The organism is Halomonas sp. MMH1-48, from assembly GCF_022348105.1.
Classification (GTDB): Bacteria; Pseudomonadota; Gammaproteobacteria; order Pseudomonadales; family Halomonadaceae; genus Vreelandella; species Vreelandella piezotolerans.
In genome coordinates, this window is sequence record NZ_JAKRFL010000010.1 from 33,247 (window position 1) to 53,294 (window position 20,048).

A 20,048-nucleotide genomic window follows, 5' to 3' on the forward strand; every position below is an offset into this window, starting at 1 on the left:
ATCAAGAAGGCATCGAGATCATCTGCTCAATACCCGTTAAGGTACGCGCGAGCGCCCCGCGCTGGGCTTTAATGACCGCCTTACCCGCTTGGCCCGCCTGCAGGGCGCGGGCCGGGTGGGTAAAGGCATCTACCAGCGCATTGGCGAGTGCATCGTGGGAAGCTACCACCGTCAGTGTCTTGGCCACCAACAGCGGCTCGGCAACATCACTGAAGTTCTCCAGCGACGGCCCGCACAGTACGGGCTTACCCAGTGCGGCAGGCTCCAATACGTTATGCCCGCCCAGTGGCACCAAGCTTCCGCCTACGTAAGCCACGCTCCCCGCGCCGTACAGCATCGCCAGCTCGCCCAGCGTATCTCCCAGGTAGACCTGGGTGGTGGGCGTGACGGGCTGTTGCTGGCTTCGACGACTCACCTTGAACTCTTCACGCTCACACAGGGCCGCCACCTCGTCAAAGCGCTGAGGATGGCGAGGCACCAGCACCAGCAGTGCGTCTGGAAAGCGTTCAAGCAGTTGGCGGTGGGCCGTGAGCAGCAGCGCTTCTTCACCATCGCGTGTTGAGCCCGCGACCCAGACGGGACGCTGACCCCACGCATGAAGTAAGCGCTCACTCTCTTCCAGCGCCCTTTCAGGTAAGGCTTGCTCGAATTTCAGCGATCCCACCACGGAGATCGATTCAGCGGCACAGCCCAGCGCTTGAAAACGCTCGGCGTCTTCTGGTGATTTAGCGGCCAGCCACGTCACGTTGGCCAAGGCCCCCTGCATCAGCGGGCGCAAACGCTGGTAGCGGCCAAACGCGCGGGGTGATAGTCGGCCGTTCACTACGACAACGGGCACCCCCTGCCGATGGCAAGCGTGAAGCAGGTTCGGCCACAGCTCGGTTTCAAACAGGATGGCAAGGTCCGGCTGTACGCAAGCCACAAAACGCCTGGCCGCGCCGGGAAAATCCAACGGCAGAAAACGGTGGGCAAGACGCGTCTGGTCGGCAGTACCCTGCTCTGCTATCAACGCCTGTGCCTGTCTGGCGCCGGTAGCCGTCATGGTGGTCAGCAGCAGGCTGTGGTGAGTAAAGCGCGCCAGTAGCCCTTCGATCAGCGGGCGGGCAGCGCGTACCTCGCCTACCGAGGCACAGTGCAGCCAAAGGCGCGGTTCGGGTGGCAGTGGTTCAAGGCGCAGCCCCAACCGCTGGAGCCGTGAGTAAGTGGGCACTTGCTCACGCCAGATGCGCCAGCCAATCAGCGGCGCTAAGCCATACAGCGCCGCTGAGTAGGCCAGCCGTGGCCAGCGGGCCATTAGCTTTCGCGATCCAGGATCGAGCTGATCATTGCCGTGGTGGACACGCCATCTTCGAAGCCCAGCACCTTGACCTCGCCACCGTTGGCGATCACGGCGCTGCCGCCAGCAATGTCCTCGGGGCGGTAGTCACCGCCTTTGACCAGGATATCCGGCAGTACCTGCTCGATCAGGGCGGCAGGCGTGTCGTCACTGAACGGCACCACCCAATCCACCGCGCCAAGCCCGGCCAGCACCTGCATTCGCCGGTTCAACGGGTTGATAGGGCGCTTCGGCCCTTTCAACCGGCCGATGGAGGCATCGTCGTTCACCGCGACGATCAGCCGGTCGCCCAGGCGTTTGGCCTGTTCCAAGTAGGCCACATGGCCCGCATGGAGAATGTCGAAGCAGCCGTTGGTCATCACCACCCGCTCGCCACGCAGCTGCGCAGCGCGAACGGCATCGACCAGCGGCGCTTGTTCGATCACGCCGAATTCGGCCAGTTTGTCGCCATGCAGCGCCGTGTAAAGCTCGGCAATCGAGAGCGTGGCGGTCCCCGGCTTGGCCACCACCAGGCCTGCGCCCAGATTGGCCAGCATCATGGCTTCCGGCAGCGCATGGTGAGCGGCCAAGGCCAGGCCCATCAGACCAATCACGGTATCGCCTGCACCGGTCACATCGAAGACCTCTTGAGCTCGGGTGGGCAGATGCAGCGGCGCATGGCCTTCACGAATCAGCGTCATGCCCTTTTCGCTGCGGGTAATCAACAGCGCTTCGAGCTCGAGTTCGGCACGCAGCGCTTCGCCACGCTCGGCAAGGATGGCATCCGTGGCGCAAGGCCCCGCCACGGCCTCGAATTCGGTGAGGTTGGGGGTAATCAGGCTAGCCCCTCGGTACTTGGTGAAATCCTGCCCCTTGGGGTCGATCAGCACCCGCTTGCCGTGCTGACGCGCCATGTCGATCAATCGCTCGACCTGATTCAGCGTACCCTTGCCGTAATCGGACAGGATCACCACGTCGCACTCCGGCAGCGCCTGCTCCACTTGTGCCAGCAGGGCGCTGGTATCGACGCTGTCGAGACGCTGCTCGAAATCCAGGCGCAGCAGCTGCTGGTTACGGCTCATCACGCGTAGCTTGGTAATCGTGGGTACATCAGGGCTGCGTTGGAAGTAAGTGCTTACATTGGCTGCCGCCAAGCGCTTTGAGAGCAGCTCGGCATTGTCATCCTCGCCCACCAGACCCGCCAGCGCGGCGTGCCCGCCCAAGGACGCCACGTTGAGCGCCACGTTAGCGGCGCCGCCGGGCCGGTCATCGGCATCTTCCACGCGTACCACGGGCACCGGCGCTTCCGGGGAGATCCGCGAGGTGCCGCCGTGCCAGTAGCGGTCGAGCATGACATCCCCGACCACCAGTACGCGGGCATGTTCCAGGGCGGTTAGATCAACTTTCATCCGAGAGTCCTGTTGTGGTGTGTGCTGCGCTGTGCGCCAGCAGCGCGTCTAACTTGGCAATGACGTCGTCCGCTTTGATCAGGTCCATCGCATCGGCATGGCGTACCCGCTGCCCCCAGCTCACTTCGTCCACCGATTTATGCAGATAAGTGCGTACCGCATCGGGGTAGGCATCGACGGCAAAATCGCGCCACAGATAGGGCGCAGCCCGTTGAGGGTTAGTGGTGGCATAGAGGCCAAGCGTCGGCGTGCCCATGGCATTACCCATATGGGCAGGGCCGGTATCCGGAGCAATCACTGCGCGGGCGTTATCGATCAGCGCCAGGACACCTTTCAATGAGGTGCCGCCGATGGCGTTGATGACGCTACCCGACTGGCAGAGCGCTTCGATCTGGTCGCCCATTTCGCGCTCCAAGGGGCTGCCGCCCCCCGTGAGTACGCTCTTCAGACCGTGCTGTACCCAGGCGTGTTCAATCACGCTCGCATACCCTTCCACCGACCAGTTGCGAAAATTACGTAGCCGCGCATTACTACAGGGGTTGATCACCAAGTAAGGCGTGTCACCACTGACCCCTCTGGCTTCTTCGTAGGCGATAGCAGGCACCGCAAGATTCCACTCCAAGCGGTCGTCTTCGACGCCCAGCAGACGGGCAAAATCCATGAACGACTCCAGCACATGGGCATTCGCATGGGGAGCCAACTGGTGCTGGGTGAACCAGTGCTGAGCGTCCTTGGCACGGGCCTTGTCATACCCTACCCGGACGTTGGCTTTGAGACCAAGCGAGAGCACGCTGGCGCGAATGGCCTGTTGCATATGCAGCAGTACGTCGAAGCGGGTATCGGCCAGCTCACGCCAGATGGCCCGCATGCCGGTAAGCCCGGTCGCTTTGTCGTACACGACGAACTCGACCCCGGAAAGCCCGGCCAGTAAACTGTGCTCCCCCTTGCCGATAATCCAGGTAATGCGCGCATGCGGCCACTGGCGCTGCAACGCTCGCACCGTTGGCACGAGATTGCACACGTCTCCCAACGCGGAGAGGCGCAAAATGGCAATATGGTTTGGTTGAACAGGCAGAGAGGGCTTCATGCGCTTAGCGGCACTCCGGCAGAAAAATGGGCTGATTCTACACGATGCAGACAGTTTAAGTGACGCCTGCGCAACACACCAACTCTCCTCCCCGGTTCACCCCCTAAGCGCGGCGCTGTTCGAGGCAGCGTACTGGCGAACGCGGGGTCTGGTGGTCGGCGAAGCGCCGGGCCGAGGTAGCAGCCTGTTCCTGAAGGCGCGCGACGACGAGCAGTGGGTGCTGCGCCCTTACCAGCGCGGCGGGCTCATCGCCAAGCTCAGCCAGCAGCGCTATGTGTGGCTGGGGGCCGAGCGAACCCGGGCGTTTCGTGAAATGCGTTTGACCGCCGCACTGTATGAGCAAGGCCTGCCCGTCCCGCGTCCGGTGGCCTGCTGTGTCACCCGGTTTGGGCTGACTTATGAGGCGGCACTGCTGACCGTGCGCATCCCCGGCGCTCGGGCGCTCGCCTCACTCCTCACCAATGAAGAGGCTGACGAGGCGCTATTAAAGCGCGTTGGCGCAATGATCAAGCGATTTCATCAAGCGGGCTTGGACCATGTCGACCTCAACGCCCGCAACATTCTGATGGATGAGGCTGGCAAGCCCTGGCTGATCGATCTCGACCGCTGCCGACTGCGCCCGCCTGGCAAGTGGCAGGCACGTAACCTACAGCGGCTGGAGCGCTCGGTGGCGAAGTTTGCCCCTGGCCAAGAGAAGCGTCTGATGGCGCCGCTTTACTCAGGCTATGCCGACGCCGAGTAGATCTCGATCAAGCGCTTTACGTGCTGCTTGTTGCTGAAGCGCTCTTCGACTCGTCGCCGAGCGGCCAGTCCCATGGCCTTGCGTGTGTCGGCATCGCGAATCAACGTGGTCATGGCATCGCGCCAGGCGGGCACGTCAAACGGGCCTACCAACACCCCGGAATCAGCATCTACTAGCTCCGGCAACGACCCGGTATTCGAGCCTATGATCGGCATACCGCAGGCCATGGACTCGATGATCGTCAGACCGAACGCTTCGTTTTCCGAAGGAATACACACCACGTCCAGCACGGGTAGAATCTCCGTCAGGTCACTGCGATGCCCTAGAAAGGCGATCTTATCCGCCAGCGGCGTGCCCGCGATGGTGCGCTGCAGCCCGGCATAAAATGTCTCCACACCCCCCGAGGCATAGTCCGTGCCTCCGATCGAGAGCGCATAGAAATGGAGCGAGGGGTCTAATTCCAGCAGCGCTTTTACCCATATGTCTTGGCCTTTACCCGGCGTCACGCGGCCAGGCAGACCGATCAATACAGCATCGGCCGGAACATTCAGTGCTTCGCGCTTAGCCGTGATGGCTGCGGGGTCACGATTGGGCTGGTACTTATCGATATCGACGCCGTGGGGCAAACACACCACCCGCTCCTGGGGAAGCGGCAAATTACGGATATTGCGCTGGTATGTTGCCTGGCTGATAGACAGCACGCGGTCCACGCAGCCATAAGCCATGCGATGATAGGGGCTTTTTTTCGGCCGCTGCCCGCCCACGTGGTCCGTGTAGATGATCCTTAGTGTCGGCAGCAGTGCTTTCAACAAGGTGGTGAGGCGCAGATCACTCGATTTATGGCAGTGAATGACGGAAATGCCCTCCTTGATGAGCCAGCGGCGGATCGAGAATAGCTGGGACAGCGCCTGGCCGTTGCTCGAAAAGGCTTTATAGGGCACTTCGTTACGCTGCATATAGCTCTCTACCTTGGTATCTTTCAGGCAGATGCCCCTGACCTCCCAGCCTTCAGACACTAGGTCTTCAATCACCCGATCGACATACAGCTCCATTCCGCCTTTGCCATCAGAAAGACACAGTTGCAGTACCTTCTTCGCCATCGCATGCCCTACCTAGCCGCGCACCGTTAAACAATCCTTACAATCTCTTGTAGTATACAGGCTGCTTTTAACGGGGCCTAAATCATGGCGCAGAAACTGCTTGTCGTCCGTAACGACAAAATCGGCGATTTTATGCTGGCGTGGCCAGCGCTAGCGTGCTTGAAACAGGCCTCGCCTATGCCCCACGTGACCGTGCTGGTGCCTGCCTATACAGCCCCCTTAGCCAAGGCGTGCCCATGGGTCGATGACGTCATCATCGACCCCGGTAGCCAGGCTGATAAAGCGACGCAGCAGGCGCTATTGTTTCACGTGAAACAATCGAAATTCGATGCACTGCTAACGCTGTTTTCGACACCGCGTATCGGTTGGCTAGGCATGAAAGCAGGCATTCCGCTGCGCGTTGCCCCTGCAACCAAGTGGGCACAGGTGTTTTATAACGTGCGAATACGCCAACGCCGCTCCCATTCCGCCAAACCCGAGTACCAGTACAACGTCGACTTGGCCTGTGAACTGTTGGCTCGACTGTCGTTAACGCTGACCACCCTGCCTTCGCCCCCGTTCTGGCCGATGGATGGCGCGCAGCGTCTTGTCCAACGCCAAACGTTGGCCAACGACACCTCAGAACGCGTGGTGGTGGTTCATCCTGGCAGCGGCGGCTCGGCGGTCAATCTATCGGTTGCGCAGTACGCCGAGCTGATCGCTCACGTTCACCGACAGTGCCAGCCTCTGCCACTACGCTGGCTCATCAGCGCTGGCCCCAGTGAACAGCCACAGGCACAAGACTTGAGGAAACAACTAGCCGAAAAAGGCGTCGAGGCAGACCACTTTCCAGCAACTCCCAGCGTGGATGCCTTTGCACTGCAGCTTGGCGGAGCGGATATGCTGATTGCCGGCTCGACCGGGCCGCTGCATATTGCAGGCTGTCTCGATATCGCCACGGCGGGTTTTTATCCCGCCAAACGCTCCGCTACGCCGCTGCGCTGGCAAACCTGCAACCGAGCGGAAAAGCGTCTGGCGTTTAGCCCCCCTGCTGATGCCGACCAACAGGATATGACCACGATCGACCTCGGCAACGCCGCCGAACGGATTTCAGCGCTGCTTATCGGCAGTGCGGGTACGCACCCAGAGATCGGCGTACTTGGCGAAAGTGGAATGTGCGGAGAGCAGCGCCAGCAATAGCCCCTGCTTGCCATCTTTAAAGCCTGCTTTCAGCACGTACATCTTGAGGAAGCAAGCCAACCCGTGACCCATGCCCTGCCCTAGCGTGGCCGTTTTCCCCTGGGCGGCGCGCTGCTCTGCCCAAGCCTGGGCATAGTGGGCGGATTTCTCCAGATAGTGGCGCAGGTCGCGATAGGTGTAGTGCAGCAGGTCACCGGATAGCGGCTTTTCGGCCAAGCCTTCGTTGAGTACTAGCTTTTCATGCACCAGCGCGGCGTTATAGCCCGCCTGACCTCTTGGGTAGAGACGCAGCACGCGGTCTGGGTACCAGCCCGAGTGGCGGATGAAGCGGCCGAAGCACCACGATAGGCGGCTCACGCTATAGGCAGCGGGAGGCTGCTGAATGGCCGCCTCAATGCTGTCACGCAATTCAGGCGTCACGCGCTCGTCGGCATCGACCATCAAAATCCACTCACCGTTTGCCAGGGCTTCTGCCCGCTGGCGCTGAATGCCAAACCCCTGCCAGTCGGCGTTGACGTTCACATTCTGGGTGAACTCTCGCGCAATCTCGCACGTGGCATCCTGGCTGCCCGCATCCAGCACGACGATTTCATCAGCCCACGTCAGCGTTTCCAGACACTCACGTAAGTGGTGCGCTTCGTTTTTGACAATCAACACAGCGGAAATAGACACGTCTCACCTTTACCCACTCAGTTTGAGGCATACACGGCTCGTCCGTGATCCTGCCCATTTTAGTGACATGCTAACACGGCCACGGGGCGCGACTTTTGATAAGCTGACGCTTCATTTAGCACGTTCTGAAAAGGGATACAGGATGTTCGCTTCACGGTCACTCAAACTCACCCCTTGGCTACCGCTCGTCGTCATGGGTCTTAGCCTTGGCTATGCCGTCACCGTACTCACGCGTCTGCCCTGGTGGACGCTCTTTTTGATAGCAGCGGCATGGATTGGGGTGGGGCTCAAGCTGCGCTGGGGCGCGCCGATCAACGCACGCTACCGTCCAATGTGGCCATGGTCGCTGCTGCCACTTAGCCTATTCAGCGTCTATGTTTATTTGGCCGACAGCTTCGGAAACGTCGACCTCGGGGCGGTGTTTTTTCATTTACAGGCGGGCATGGCGGAGCATGGCGGGGCAGGTAAAATGCTGCTGGCACTGACCTACACGCTCACCGTGTTGGCGGTGCTGGTATCGGTGACGTGGTTGTCGCGCCACGATCAGCGCTGGCGTTTGACCGAGCGCTTCTTTGCCATCGCGCTATTGGCGGCCAACCCACTGCTCTACGGCATTGGTCAACGCAGCGCCGCGATAGTGACGGACGATGGCGCTTGGCTAGATCGACGCTATGTTGCGCCACCCACCGGCGACCAACCCAATGCACCCAACCTACTGCTGATGTACCTGGAGAGCATGGAGCGCACTTATAGCAACGAGCTATTTGGCGACGCCTACGCAGATTTAGCGGCACTGGGCGAGCGCGGGTTGGTGTTCGAGGGCATTCAGCAGATGGAGAATACGGGCTGGACCATGGCTGGGATGATCGCCAGCCAGTGCGGCGTCCCCCTCATGCCCGCCGGCCTGCTGCACGATAGTCAGTTCGAACCGCTCAGCCAAGTCGTACCCGGCGTTGAGTGTCTGGGAGACGTGCTGGCCGGTCAGGGCTACCGGCTCAGTTTTTTGGGAGGCGCCAGCACGCAGTTTGCTGGTAAAGGGCTTTTCTATCGTGGTCACCAGTTCGATACCGTCAAAGGTAAAGAAGAACTGCTACCGGATCTCGAGGATCCTGAGTATGTGAACAGTTGGGGTCTTTATGACGATACACTATACGATGTGACCGTCGACGAAATACGTCGACTGAGCGAGGAGGACGACGGTCCTTGGGCCGTGGTGAACCTGAGCATTGCGGGCCATGCGCCCAGCGGTTTTCCCTCGCAAACCTGTCTGGACCGCCAGGGCGAATTCGATGGTCAGGATATTCTCTACTCGGTAGAGTGCTCTGCGCGCCAAGCCCGAGACCTCGTTGAACGGTTAGAGCAAGAAGGACTGCTGGAAAACACGCTAGTGGTGGTACTCAGTGATCATCTCACCATGCGCGTGTCGGTGTGGGATCAGCTCACCACCTTGGATCGCGACAATACGCTCATCATGCTGGGCGAGGATATCCGTCCGCAGCGAGTAAGGCGAGGCGCCACCATGCTAGACGTTTTCCCCACGATCCTCGACGCTATGGGCCTCACATTGAACGATCACCGCGCGGGCCTTGGCGCTTCACTACTTGGCAGCCAACCCACGCTGGTCGAGATTCATGGGCTGGAGGCGCTGAATGAACGTCTACGGGAGGAGACCGCGCTGCAGCATCGCCTTTGGGACGGGCTAACCCCTCAGCGGCGTGCGCCTGAAGAGAGCGCCACCGATCAGATCATCGAAACACCCGCCGATCAAGCTGACGAAATGGAGATCATGCGCTAGGTGCGCATGGCCTGATACACCCGTTCTACGCCTAGCTCGTTCAAGCAGTTCGTATGGCCTAACGGGCAGGTACGCTGAAAGCACGGCGAACAGGAGAGCCCAAGGTAGTGGATGTCCGCGTTATCCGTTAGCGGTGGCGTATAGGCGGGCGATGACGAGCCATATAGCGCTTGGATGCGTACCCCTACCGCCGCCGCGACGTGCATGAGCCCTGAATCGTTGGTAACGACCTGGCGACAGTCGGCCAAAAGGTCCACGGCATCGGCCAGCTGTGTTTTTCCGCATAAATTATGCGCATGCGGCAAGCCATTCACGATGCTCTGCCCTGCAGGGTGATCTTTCGCTCCGCCTAGCACGCGAATCTCGAAACCGTCGTCGATCAGTCTCGCAGCCAATTGATGAAAATACGCCAACGGCCACTGCTTGGCAGGACCATACTCCGCGCCGGGCATCATGCCGATGGCGGGACGAGAGGACAGCGTATGGCTCAGGCGCAAATTCACCAAGTTATCACGGTCAATGGTGAGCCGTGGCTTGGGAATCGAGAACTGCCCGCTTTGTGCCTCTTCCAATGGCAGCCCCAGCGAGACGAACCGTTTGACGGTTTGATCCAGCACCTGCTTGTCGAGCTTGCGACGCTCTTTTAGCAAGCCGTAGCGGTGCTCTCCCAAAAAACCCACGCGCTCAGGAATGCGGGCCATGAAGGGCACCAAGGCGGCCTTCCAAGAGCGCGGCAGAACGATGGCGCGATCGAAGCGACCGCGTAGCCGTGCCGCCAGCTCGCGACGGCTGGCAAGGCCAAACTCTCCGTGGCCTACCGCCAGCGGTAGCACTTCGTCCACTTGAGGCATGCGCTCTAAGATCGGCTGGGACCATCCCGGGGCGACCACACCTAGCGTAGCGCCTGGATAGCGCGCCTTCAACGTCATGAACAGACTCTGCGCCATGACCATATCGCCGACCCAGGAAGGACCGACGACCAGCAGCCGCTTGGCCGAGTTAGCCATTCAACCACTCCAAGTACGCCTTGACGCCCTGGGCGACGGTTTTGAATTCCACGTCACAACCTGCCGCACGCAGTTGGCTAATATCGGCACGCGTGTAGCTTTGGTAGCGCCCTTTCAACTCTTGGGGGAAGGGAATGTAATCGATCTCGCCCTGACCGTAAAAATCGATGACCGCTTCGCCAATCGCCTTGAACGGCTCGGCACGCCCGGTGCCCAAATTGAAGATGCCTGATGCGTGAGGGTTATCCAAAAACCAGAGATTCACATCGACCACATCGCCCACGTAGACGAAGTCGCGGCTCTGCATGCCCGCCTCATAGCCACCGTAAGCACCGAACAGCTTCAGCGTTTCGCCGTTACGGATCTGCAGATGGTTGTGATAGGCAACGCTGGCCATCTTGCCTTTGTGCTGCTCTCGCGGCCCGTAAACGTTGAAGTAGCGGAAACCTACCACTTGAGTCGTCAGCTCGTTCCAGCGCGAGCGAACGTGCTGATCGAACAGTAGCTTGGAGTAGCCGTAGACGTTGAGCGGCTTCTCATGCTCCGGCGCTTCCTTGAACACCTCGCTGCCACCGTAGGTCGCCGCCGACGATGCGTACAGAAAAGGGATGCCCAGTTTTTCACAGTAGTTGAGCAGCACTTTGGAGTACTCGAAGTTATTCTCCATCATATAGTGCCCGTCCCACTCGGTGGTGTCCGAACAGGCCCCTTCATGGAAAATCGCATCGATGGTGGGCAAGTCCACTGTTTCACCACGTAGCGCGGCTTTCACGCGGGCGATGAAATCGTCTTTATCCAAGTAGTCAGCCAGCGTGCAGTCCGCCAAATTGACGAATTTGGTGCCATCGCGCAGGTCGTCGACCACCATCACATCGTCACGGCCGCGAGCATTTAGCGCTTTGACAATATTGGCGCCGATGAACCCGGCCCCGCCTGTTACCACGATCATCTCGTTCTCCTTACCAAAAGCGGCTCTTTGGCTAACGTGCCTATAACCCATCTGCCTGTGATTGTATACTTGACGGCTTATGAATTCATGGCCAACGGTGCTTTCCGCGATGAGTGTTTCGACAAACCAATCGACACCCGATGTGTCGACCTTTCAAGGCTTGATCCTTGCTCTGCAACAGTATTGGGCAGAACAGGGCTGCGTCATCCTTCAGCCCCTCGATATGGAAGTCGGCGCGGGCACCTTCCACCCCGCCACGTTCCTGCGGGCGATTGGTCCAGAAACCTGGAATGCTGCCTACGTTCAGCCTTCCCGCCGCCCAACCGACGGCCGCTATGGCGAGAACCCCAATCGCCTGCAGCACTATTACCAGTTTCAGGTGGTAATGAAGCCTTCGCCCAGCAACTTGCAGGATCTGTATCTGGGTTCGCTGAAGCGTTTAGGACTTGACCCGCTGATTCACGACGTGCGCTTCGTAGAAGATAACTGGGAATCCCCGACGCTCGGCGCTTGGGGATTGGGCTGGGAAGTATGGCTCAACGGCATGGAAGTGACCCAGTTCACCTACTTCCAGCAGGCGGGCGGTATCGAGTGCTACCCCGTCACCGGCGAGTTGACCTACGGACTTGAGCGTATCGCCATGTACCTGCAAAACGTGGAGAGCGTTTACGATCTGGTATGGGCCATCGCGCCGGACGGCAGCAAAGTCAGCTACGGCGATGTCTACCTGCAAAACGAGCGCGAGCAGTCGGCGTATAACTTCGAGCACGCCGACGTCGACCAGCTCTTTGCTGCCTTCGACCATCAGGAAAAAGAGTGCAGCAAGCTGCTGGCCGCGAGCCTCCCGCTGCCCGCCTACGAGCAGGTGCTCAAAGCGTCGCATACCTTCAACCTGCTGGATGCGCGCCACGCCATTTCCGTGACCGAGCGTCAGCGCTTCATTTTGCGCGTGCGCACCATGGCGCGTGATGTTGCCACTGCCTACTTCGAGTCTCGTAAAGCAGCAGGGTTCCCCATGGCATCGGAGGAATTGCGCCGTGAACTGTTACAAGATGAGCTCGCCGAGCAGGGAGACGCATAATGGCCGTTAATACGCTTTTATTAGAACTGGGCGCAGAAGAGCTTCCGCCGACCGCGCTAGACACGCTCTCAGACGCCTTTGCCTCGGGCATCGAAAAAGGCTTACAGGACGCCGAGATTCCCTTCGAGGCGGTGACCGCCTACGCCACCCCGCGGCGCCTAGCCGTGAAGGTTACCGGACTCGCCGACAAACAGCCGGATCGCGAAGTAGAGCGTCGCGGACCCGCGCTAGCCGCCGCTTTCAAAGACGGCGTCCCCACCAAGGCGGCGGAAGGCTTTGCTCGCTCCTGCGGTGTCAGCGTGGAGAATCTGATCCATCTGGACACCGATAAAGGCACCTGGCTTGGCTACCGCGAGCAGCAGCAAGGTGACAGCGTTCAAGAGCTGCTACCGGAGATGGTGCGCAAGACGCTACACTCGCTGCCAGTGCCCAAGAATATGCGCTGGGGCGCGTCCCGCGTCGAGTTCTCGCGCCCCGTGCACTGGCTCGTGGCCCTGTATGGCAAAGACGTCATTGCAGCAGAAGCGCTGGGGCTGGAAGCCAGCCGTACCACCTACGGCCACCGTTTCCACGCGCCGGATGCCATCCAGCTCGAGCACGCCGATGACTATCTAGCGGCACTCGAGAATGCCTACGTTCTGGCCGACCGCCAACAGCGCCGCGAGCGTATTCGTGAGCAGGTGCTCGCCGAGGCCGAGGTTCAGGAAGCCAACGCCGTCATCGATGAAGACCTGCTGGTCGAGGTGAGCGGTTTGGTGGAGTGGCCCGTGGCGCTCACCGGCAGCTTCGACGAGCGCTTCCTGGAAGTACCTGCCGAGTGCCTGATTTCCTCGATGAAGGCCAATCAAAAATACTTCCACCTGCTGGATGATCAGGGCAAGTTGAAGCCGCTGTTCATCACCATCTCGAACATCGAGAGCCAGGATCCCGACCAGGTGATCTCCGGTAATGAAAAGGTCATTCGTCCGCGCTTGGCGGATGCCGCCTTCTTCTACGATACCGACCGGAAGCAAACGCTGGGCTCACGCATACCGCAACTGGAAAGCGTAGTCTTCCAGCAGCAGTTGGGCACGTTGGCGGACAAGGCCCGCCGCAGCACGGCCATCGCCACTTTCATCGCTGAGCGCATCCAGGGTGACGTGGCTCATGCGCAACGCGCCGTGGCCCTGGCCAAATGTGATCTCGTTACCGAAATGGTGCTCGAATTCCCCGAGCTGCAGGGCATTATGGGCCGCTACTACGCCGAGCAGGATGGCGAACCGGCGGAGGTTGCCCAGGCGCTGGAGGAGCAGTATCTACCTCGCTTTGCCAGCGATGCGATTCCGCAAAGTTTGACCGGCCAAGCGCTGGCTCTGGCCGACCGCCTGGATACGCTGGTAGGCATTTTCGGTATTGGTCAACGCCCCACCGGCGCCAAGGACCCCTTCGCCCTGCGCCGCGCGTCCATTGGCGTATTGAACATCCTGGTCAAAGGCGAGTTGAACCTCGACCTGCGCGAGCTGCTGCAGATCACTGCTGACCAGCACCAGAATCTCCCGAAAGCCGAGGGCCTCGTAGTAGACGTGTTGACCTACATGCTCGACCGCTTCCGCGCCTGGGGCCAGGAGGAGGGTATCTCTGCTGAGATGTATCTCGCCGTTCGTGCTCGCCCGGTGACCAAACCGCTGGATTTTGCGCGCCGCTTACGTGCCGTGAAAGCCTTCGCCCAGCGTGAAGAAGCCGCGGCATTGGCCGCTGCCAACAAGCGTGTTTCCAATATCTTGAGCAAGCAGGAGCACGACGGCAGCACCCAGGTCGACGCCTCGCTACTTCAAGAAGCGGCGGAAAAATCGCTTTTCGAAGCGGTCACGGCCAGCCAACAGCAGGTGTCGCCGCTGTTTGCCGCAGGCAATTACCAGCAGGCACTGGACGCGCTCGCCACCCTCCGCGAGCCGGTCGATGCATTCTTCGATCAAGTCATGGTCATGGCGGACGACGATGCCATTCGCCGTAACCGCCTTGCCTTGCTGGCCAGCCTGCAAGCGCTGTTCCTGGAAGTAGCCGATATCTCTCAGCTACCCCAGTAAGACGGTGAAGGATTGAGCGCATCGACTGCTCTAGAGGCACAACCGACAGCCCGGCTTTTGACAAGCCGGGCTTTCTATTGAGTAATGGAGTGTTTCACGTGAAACACTCGTTCATTGCCTCGTCAGCGCTTACGCTAAGCAGAGACGTTTTCTTGAAGGGAGCCTTATGATCACCGCTCAGCAACTCGTGATACTGGACCGCGATGGCGTGATTAATCACGACTCGGATGCCTATATCAAATCCTTGGACGAGTGGATCCCCTACCCGTCTGCCATTCGCGCGATTGCGCGGTTAACCCAGGCAGGCTTTACCGTGGCAGTGGCCACCAATCAATCCGGCATCGCTCGTGGTTACTACGATGACGCCACGCTCAGTGCCATGCACGAGCGTTTGCATACTCTGGTGCAGGCGGAAGGTGGTCATATAGCGCATATCGCTTACTGCCCTCATGGGCCAGATGATCAGTGCGGCTGCCGTAAACCACTGCCCGGGCTGTTGACCGACATACGTGACAAGCTGACGCTTCCCAGCCTGACAGGCAGTTGGATGGTGGGTGACAGCCTTCGCGACCTGCAAGCGGGTGAAGTGATGGGCTGCCGTAGCGTTCTCGTGAAGACAGGTAAAGGCGAAAAGACCCTCGCAAATGGGAACGGGCTGGAGCACGCCTTGGTCTACGCTGACTTGGCTGCATTTGTTGACGACTTATTAGCAGAGGCCTTGGATTAATCTTTCGATACGGTTTTCACGCTGGCCTTGATACTACCCATAAAAAAACCGCAGGCACTTTGCCTGCGGTTTTTGCTTTTCAATGTTTCACGTGAAACACAGTGAAGAAGCCACTTAGATGTCGAGGTTAGCAACGAGCGCGTTGGTCTCGATAAAGTCGCGACGCGGCTCCACTTCGTCACCCATCAGGGTGTTGAACATCATATCTGCTGCTACCGCATCTTCGATGGTAACCCGCAACATACGACGGCTATCCGGGTCCATGGTGGTTTCCCACAGCTGGTCCGGGTTCATCTCACCTAGCCCTTTATAGCGCTGCACAGAGAGGCCACGCTGGCCTTCCTGCATCAGCCACGTCAACACTTCAGAGAAGTGGGCAACGGGCTTCTGGCGCTCACCACGGGCGATGTAGGCACCTTCGTCCAGCAAGCCGTTGAGAGTATCCCCTAACCCTGCCATAGCGCGGTAATCGGCGCTTTCGAAGAAGTCCAGGCCCCATACGTATTCCGTGGTGACGCCGTGGGCAATCAGCGATACCGCCGGTAAATGCAGGCCACGCTCGGTGTCTTCTTGCAGGTAGAACTGATAGCGTGGGCCGCCCTCGTAAGCCACCCTGTCGTCCATGGCTTTTTGCAGCTCGGCGATCCAGTTCTCCATGGTGACGCGATCTTTCAAGCTGGTCTCACCCTGCAACGCTGTCGCATTGACGGCTTGCTTGAGCACTTCGATGGGGTACACCCGTGCCAAGCGATCGATACGTTTCATCACGTTGCGGTACTGATTGACCAGTGCTTCCAACTGCGACCCGGTAATGCCAGGCGCGTCTGCATTGACGTGCAGCCCTGCTCCATCCAGTGCGGTGGTGGTCAGGTAATCGATCATCGCCTGCTCATCTTTCAGATAGAGCTCTTGCTTACCGCGCTTGATTTTGTAAAGCGGCGGCTGCGCGATAAAAATGTGGCCACGTTCGATAAGCTCGGGCATCTGACGGAAAAAGAACGTCAGCAGCAGCGTGCGAATGTGCGATCCATCGACATCGGCGTCGGTCATGATGATGACCGAGTGATAGCGCAGCTTGTCAGGGTTGAACTCTTCGCGCCCAATGCCACACCCCAGCGCCGTAATCAGCGTCCCTACTTCAGCGGACGAGAGCATCTTATCGAACCGCGCTTTTTCGACGTTCAGGATTTTACCTTTCAACGGCAGAATGGCCTGGGTACGACGATCACGCCCCTGCTTGGCACTCCCCCCCGCCGAGTCACCCTCCACCAGGTAAAGCTCCGACTGGCTGGGGTCTTTCTCCTGGCAATCGGCTAGTTTGCCCGGCAAACCCGCGATATCCAGAGCGCCTTTGCGGCGGGTCATGTCTCTAGCTTTTCGCGCCGCCTCGCGGGCACGGGCCGCGTCCAGCATCTTGTTGACGATGGCTTTGGCTTCGTTAGGTTTTTCGATCAGGTAGTCGGCAAACAAGCGACCCATCTCCTGCTCCACCGCCGTCTTCACCTCGGACGAGACGAGCTTGTCCTTGGTTTGCGATGAGAACTTCGGATCGGGCACTTTGACGGAGATGATCGCTGTCAGGCCTTCACGGGCGTCGTCGCCCGACGTGTTCACTTTGGCTTTTTTCAGCAGGCCTTCCGCTTCGATATAGTGGTTTAGCGTACGCGTTAGCGCAGCGCGGAACCCTGCCAGGTGGGTACCGCCATCCCGCTGAGGAATGTTGTTGGTGTAACAGAAAATGTTCTCTGTGAAGGCATCGCTCCACTGCATTGCCACTTCGACTTCCACGCCATCATCACGCCCAGCGTTGAAGTGAAATACCGGATTTAGAACGGTTTTGTTTTTGTTCAAGTGGTCAACGAAGGCTTTCAAACCACCTTCGTAATGGAACAGCTCCTCTTTGCCGCTACGCTCATCCATCAGGCGAATGGCTACACCCGAGTTGAGGAAGGAGAGCTCACGCAGGCGTTTCGCCAGAATATCGTAGTGGAATTCGATGTTGGCAAACGTCGCCGGAGACGGGCGAAAATGCACGCGGGTACCGCTTTTTTCCGTTTTGCCTACGACGCCTAGCGGCGCTTGCGGCACGCCATGGTGATAAATTTGCTCAAACACCTCCCCTTGGCGCCAAATCGTCAGGCGCAGCTCTTCGGAGAGTGCGTTCACCACCGATACACCCACACCGTGCAAGCCGCCCGATACTTTATAAGAGTTATCGTCGAACTTGCCACCCGCGTGGAGCACCGTCATGATGACTTCCGCCGCAGAGACACCCTCGCCCTCGTGTAGCTCGGTCGGAATCCCTCGACCATTATCGCTTACGGTTACCGATTCATCCGGGTGGATCACCACACGAATTTCGCTACAGTGGCCGGCCAGGGCTTCATCGATGGAGTTATCCACCAGCTCGAAAACCATGTGGTGCAGCCCGGTGCCGTCGTCGGTGTCACCGATATACATGCCTGGACGCTTACGTACTGCGTCTAGCCCTTTGAGCACCTTGATGCTTGATGAATCGTAAGCCTGCTCGCTCATTGACCACTCCGTCGTGAAGTCTGTCTCGTTCCGTGTCGTCTACCCATCTGGCTGACATTGGCTAAGCCCTTGCGTGGAGTGTTTCACGTGAAACAACTCCACGGCTGTAGAAGGCTGCCAGACGTCGCTCAGCGCGGTGGGTTCGACGCTGGTAATAAATGCTTGGCACTGCATCTCTTCGAGTAACGTACAGAACTGGCGGCGGTGATGCTCATCTAGCTCTGCCGGTAAATCGTCAATCAAATAAATACAGTGCCGCTGTGCGGTACTTTCCAGAAGCCTACCTTGAGCAAGCTTCAATGCACTCACCACGAGCTTCTGCTGGCCTCTGGAAAGCACCTCAATGGCAGGCTGTTTATTCAGCCGGATGCGCAAATCCGCACGCTGAGGGCCTTGCTGGGTAAAGCCCATCTGCTGGTCCGTGTTACGGCTATCGTGCAGCACTTCTGCCAACGAGCGCTGTCTATCCCAACCACGCGCATAGCGCAACGTTAATCCCGGTAGCGGCAATAGTGTCTTCAGGGTCTCGTTGAACACGGGAAGAAATTCGTTAAACCATGCTTGGCGGAGCGCATCCATTTGTTCGCCCCAGAGTGCTAACTCTTGCTCCCAAACCGCTATTTCATTGGGCACTATTCTACCACGCCTGAGAAGCGCATTCCGATGTTTCACCGCACGCCGGGTCCGACGCCAAGCATCCAGAAAGTGGTGTTTCACGTGAAACACTCCCCAATCCAAAAACTCGCGACGGCCGGCGGGTGAACCTTCCAGCAAACGAAACGCATCCGGGTTGATGAGCTGTAGCGGCATGGCTTCGACGAGCTCGGCTAACCTTACGCCTTTCTCTCCCCTCAGACGTAGCTCCAGCTCACGCTGAGCACGCATACGCCTGACACCAAGCGTCACCTCAGGATCCCCCGCTAAACGTCCATATAGCGTCATATAAGGGGCGTCCATTTGAATAGCATTCTTGAGCTGACGCGTGCGAAAAGAGCGTCCCATGCCGAGGATGTGAATCCCCTCTAGCAAGCTAGTCTTTCCGCTACCGTTCACGCCATGGATCACGTTGATACGCGATGAGGGATGAAGCGTGACTGGCGCTAAATTGCGCAGTCCCTGAAAAGTGAGTTGTGTCACGCTCATCCGTCAATGCACCTTGTAAGACCGTTCCAATCGCCAGACGTGCCCTATGCGAAAACGGCGCTTCTGCAACCAGAAGCGCCGTTCTTCATCCTATTCCTTGCGTTATAAGCGCATCGGCATCACGACGTAAAGCGCATGGCCGCCGCCCGGCTCTTCCAGCAGTGCGCTGCTATTGGGGTCGGCTAACGTCATCTGTACGCGGTCTTCATCCAATACGGAAAGCACGTCTACCAGATAACCCACGTTGAAACCGACCTCCATGGCGCTGCCATTGTATTCGACGGCGACATTCTCCTCGGCCTCTTCCTGTTCAGGGTTGTTCGCCATGACCTTGAGGTTGCCCTCCTCCAGATAGAGGCGCACCCCGCGATACTTTTCGTTGGAGAGAATGGCGGTACGTGACAGCACTTGACGAAGCTCGGCACGCTCGGCGATGAGCACTTTATCGCCGTTACGCGGCACCACGCGTTCGTAGTCCGGAAACTTGCCGTCGATCAGCTTCGACGTAAACGTGAAGTCACCCGTGTGGGCACGCACATGGGTCGAACCAAGCGTCAGGCTAACCGGCTCGTCGCTGTCATCCAGAAGACGGGACAGCTCCAAGATACCTTTGCGAGGCACGATGAGTTTTTGGGCTTGGCTCACCGCGACCTCGATAGGACGCGAGCACATCGCCAATCGGTGTCCGTCAGTAGCGACCGTGCGTAGCAGGTTGCTCTGAATCTCTAACAGCATACCGTTGAGGTAATAGCGTACGTCCTGCTGAGCCATGGCGAAGGAAGTGGATTCGATCAGATGCTTGAGCGTGCCACGGGGAACGCTAAGCTCCTGACTTCCATCGGCATCTTCGATATTAGGAAACTCTGCCACAGGAAGTGTAGAAAGTGTAAAGCGCGAACGACCACTACGTAATACGGCGCGTCCCTCTTCGACGGCTAATTGAATGTCGGACTGATCGGGCAGCGACTTACAAATATCCATCAGCTTTCTAGCCGGTACGGTTGCTGCCCCTGCTTGGTCCACTTGGCTGGCCACCGTGCGGCCTACCAGCTCGACTTCCAAGTCGGTGCCGGTCAGCGCGACCTGGTCACCTTCCACTTGAATCAAGACGTTAGAGAGCACAGGCAGCGTTTGGCGCCGTTCCACTACGCCCGCCACCAGAGTCAGCGGGCGAAGCAGCGCCTCTCGGGAAATGGTAAATTTCATCGAAACTCCGGTTTTCTATCCTGAAAGGCCTGCCG

16 protein-coding genes are annotated in these 20,048 nt (G+C 59.0%); 6 read left to right on the forward strand and 10 right to left on the reverse strand.

What is annotated here, in order from left to right; genetic code table 11:
- Position 1 precedes the first annotated feature (1 nt).
- From waaA to MHM37_RS10535, 3 genes are read right to left on the reverse strand one after another with little or no spacing between them, the layout of a single operon-like run.
- The gene (gene waaA, locus MHM37_RS10525; protein ID WP_239296622.1) at positions 2-1,294 is read right to left on the reverse strand and encodes a lipid IV(A) 3-deoxy-D-manno-octulosonic acid transferase; all 1,293 of its coding nucleotides are present in this window, start codon (positions 1,292-1,294) and stop codon (positions 2-4) included.
- On the reverse strand, positions 1,294-2,724 hold the full coding sequence (gene hldE / locus MHM37_RS10530) for a bifunctional D-glycero-beta-D-manno-heptose-7-phosphate kinase/D-glycero-beta-D-manno-heptose 1-phosphate adenylyltransferase HldE (RefSeq protein WP_239296624.1): 1,431 nt from the start codon (positions 2,722-2,724) through the stop codon (positions 1,294-1,296). Before hldE ends, waaA begins: the two co-directional genes overlap by 1 nt.
- Entirely contained in the window at positions 2,714-3,811 is a 1,098-nt protein-coding gene (locus tag MHM37_RS10535; RefSeq protein WP_239296626.1) for a glycosyltransferase family 9 protein, read from the reverse strand. Before MHM37_RS10535 ends, hldE begins: the two co-directional genes overlap by 11 nt.
- On the opposite strand from MHM37_RS10535, the gene MHM37_RS10540 reads away from it, so the two are divergent.
- The gene (locus MHM37_RS10540) at positions 3,810-4,553 is read left to right on the forward strand and encodes a 3-deoxy-D-manno-octulosonic acid kinase (protein ID WP_153843615.1); all 744 of its coding nucleotides are present in this window, start codon (positions 3,810-3,812) and stop codon (positions 4,551-4,553) included. The genes MHM37_RS10535 and MHM37_RS10540 overlap by 2 nt on opposite strands.
- Here MHM37_RS10540 and MHM37_RS10545 read toward each other — a convergent pair.
- Positions 4,535-5,653, reverse strand: coding sequence for a glycosyltransferase family 4 protein (locus MHM37_RS10545; RefSeq protein ID WP_239296627.1), 1,119 nt, complete (start codon positions 5,651-5,653; stop codon positions 4,535-4,537). The two genes, MHM37_RS10540 and MHM37_RS10545, sit on opposite strands and share 19 nt — an antisense overlap.
- Positions 5,654-5,737: 84 nt before the next feature.
- Between MHM37_RS10545 and MHM37_RS10550 the strand changes: the two genes are divergently transcribed.
- A complete protein-coding gene (locus MHM37_RS10550) occupies positions 5,738-6,832 on the forward strand; it encodes a glycosyltransferase family 9 protein (protein ID WP_239296629.1) in 1,095 nt (364 codons plus the stop codon).
- Here the strand turns inward: MHM37_RS10550 and MHM37_RS10555 are convergent.
- Positions 6,743-7,504, reverse strand: a complete 762-nt coding sequence (locus MHM37_RS10555; RefSeq protein ID WP_139526181.1) for a glycosyltransferase family 2 protein — start codon at positions 7,502-7,504, stop codon at positions 6,743-6,745. The genes MHM37_RS10550 and MHM37_RS10555 overlap by 90 nt on opposite strands.
- Before the next feature lie 142 nt (positions 7,505-7,646).
- Here MHM37_RS10555 and MHM37_RS10560 point away from each other — a divergent pair, with 142 nt between their 5' ends.
- Positions 7,647-9,299 (forward strand): sulfatase-like hydrolase/transferase, encoded by a 1,653-nt coding sequence (locus MHM37_RS10560; protein WP_139526180.1) that lies wholly within the window; start codon positions 7,647-7,649, stop codon positions 9,297-9,299.
- Here the strand turns inward: MHM37_RS10560 and waaF are convergent.
- Positions 9,296-10,306 carry a lipopolysaccharide heptosyltransferase II gene (gene waaF / locus MHM37_RS10565; RefSeq protein WP_139526179.1) on the reverse strand — a complete coding sequence of 337 codons (1,011 nt, stop codon included), beginning with the start codon at positions 10,304-10,306 and terminating at the stop codon, positions 9,296-9,298. The two genes, MHM37_RS10560 and waaF, sit on opposite strands and share 4 nt — an antisense overlap.
- The gene (gene rfaD, locus MHM37_RS10570) at positions 10,299-11,255 is read right to left on the reverse strand and encodes an ADP-glyceromanno-heptose 6-epimerase (protein WP_139526178.1); all 957 of its coding nucleotides are present in this window, start codon (positions 11,253-11,255) and stop codon (positions 10,299-10,301) included. The genes waaF and rfaD overlap by 8 nt, the downstream gene beginning before the upstream one ends.
- Before the next feature lie 109 nt (positions 11,256-11,364).
- Here rfaD and glyQ point away from each other — a divergent pair, with 109 nt between their 5' ends.
- The 3 genes from glyQ to gmhB all read left to right on the forward strand — a co-directional run bounded on the left by glyQ (position 11,365) and on the right by gmhB (position 15,129).
- Positions 11,365-12,336 carry a glycine--tRNA ligase subunit alpha gene (glyQ, locus tag MHM37_RS10575; protein WP_153843618.1) on the forward strand — a complete coding sequence of 324 codons (972 nt, stop codon included), beginning with the start codon at positions 11,365-11,367 and terminating at the stop codon, positions 12,334-12,336.
- Complete coding sequence (glyS, locus tag MHM37_RS10580) at positions 12,336-14,402, forward strand: glycine--tRNA ligase subunit beta (RefSeq protein WP_239296631.1); 2,067 nt, start codon at positions 12,336-12,338, stop codon at positions 14,400-14,402. Before glyQ ends, glyS begins: the two co-directional genes overlap by 1 nt.
- A gap of 166 nt (positions 14,403-14,568) precedes the next feature.
- Positions 14,569-15,129, forward strand: a complete 561-nt coding sequence (gene gmhB, locus MHM37_RS10585; RefSeq protein ID WP_139526175.1) for a D-glycero-beta-D-manno-heptose 1,7-bisphosphate 7-phosphatase — start codon at positions 14,569-14,571, stop codon at positions 15,127-15,129.
- 114 nt (positions 15,130-15,243) lie between these two features.
- Here the strand turns inward: gmhB and gyrB are convergent, their stop codons facing one another.
- From gyrB to dnaN, 3 genes are all read right to left on the reverse strand, one after another.
- A complete protein-coding gene (gene gyrB / locus MHM37_RS10590; protein WP_239296633.1) occupies positions 15,244-17,664 on the reverse strand; it encodes a DNA topoisomerase (ATP-hydrolyzing) subunit B in 2,421 nt (806 codons plus the stop codon).
- A gap of 39 nt (positions 17,665-17,703) precedes the next feature.
- Positions 17,704-18,807 (reverse strand): DNA replication/repair protein RecF, encoded by a 1,104-nt coding sequence (recF, locus tag MHM37_RS10595; protein WP_139526173.1) that lies wholly within the window; start codon positions 18,805-18,807, stop codon positions 17,704-17,706.
- 102 nt (positions 18,808-18,909) lie between these two features.
- A complete protein-coding gene (dnaN, locus tag MHM37_RS10600) occupies positions 18,910-20,013 on the reverse strand; it encodes a DNA polymerase III subunit beta (RefSeq protein ID WP_239296635.1) in 1,104 nt (367 codons plus the stop codon).
- Between the last annotated feature and the right edge of the window lie 35 nt (positions 20,014-20,048).

Excerpts from the sequence above, each read along its gene's own strand:
- MHM37_RS10540 (WP_153843615.1), top strand. The coding sequence starts at position 3,810 with ATGCGCTTAGCGGCACTCCGGCAGAAAAATGGGCTGATTCTACACGAT.
- waaA (WP_239296622.1), bottom strand. The coding sequence starts at position 1,294 with ATGGCCCGCTGGCCACGGCTGGCCTACTCAGCGGCGCTGTATGGCTTA.
- MHM37_RS10545 (WP_239296627.1), bottom strand. The coding sequence starts at position 5,653 with ATGGCGAAGAAGGTACTGCAACTGTGTCTTTCTGATGGCAAAGGCGGA.
- gmhB (WP_139526175.1), top strand. The coding sequence starts at position 14,569 with ATGATCACCGCTCAGCAACTCGTGATACTGGACCGCGATGGCGTGATT.
- MHM37_RS10535 (WP_239296626.1), bottom strand. The coding sequence starts at position 3,811 with ATGAAGCCCTCTCTGCCTGTTCAACCAAACCATATTGCCATTTTGCGC.
- waaF (WP_139526179.1), bottom strand. The coding sequence starts at position 10,306 with ATGGCTAACTCGGCCAAGCGGCTGCTGGTCGTCGGTCCTTCCTGGGTC.
- glyQ (WP_153843618.1), top strand. The coding sequence starts at position 11,365 with ATGAGTGTTTCGACAAACCAATCGACACCCGATGTGTCGACCTTTCAA.
- glyS (WP_239296631.1), top strand. The coding sequence starts at position 12,336 with ATGGCCGTTAATACGCTTTTATTAGAACTGGGCGCAGAAGAGCTTCCG.
- dnaN (WP_239296635.1), bottom strand. The coding sequence starts at position 20,013 with ATGAAATTTACCATTTCCCGAGAGGCGCTGCTTCGCCCGCTGACTCTG.
- gyrB (WP_239296633.1), bottom strand. The coding sequence starts at position 17,664 with ATGAGCGAGCAGGCTTACGATTCATCAAGCATCAAGGTGCTCAAAGGG.
- hldE (WP_239296624.1), bottom strand. The coding sequence starts at position 2,724 with ATGAAAGTTGATCTAACCGCCCTGGAACATGCCCGCGTACTGGTGGTC.
- recF (WP_139526173.1), bottom strand. The coding sequence starts at position 18,807 with ATGAGCGTGACACAACTCACTTTTCAGGGACTGCGCAATTTAGCGCCA.
- MHM37_RS10560 (WP_139526180.1), top strand. The coding sequence starts at position 7,647 with ATGTTCGCTTCACGGTCACTCAAACTCACCCCTTGGCTACCGCTCGTC.
- rfaD (WP_139526178.1), bottom strand. The coding sequence starts at position 11,255 with ATGATCGTGGTAACAGGCGGGGCCGGGTTCATCGGCGCCAATATTGTC.
- MHM37_RS10550 (WP_239296629.1), top strand. The coding sequence starts at position 5,738 with ATGGCGCAGAAACTGCTTGTCGTCCGTAACGACAAAATCGGCGATTTT.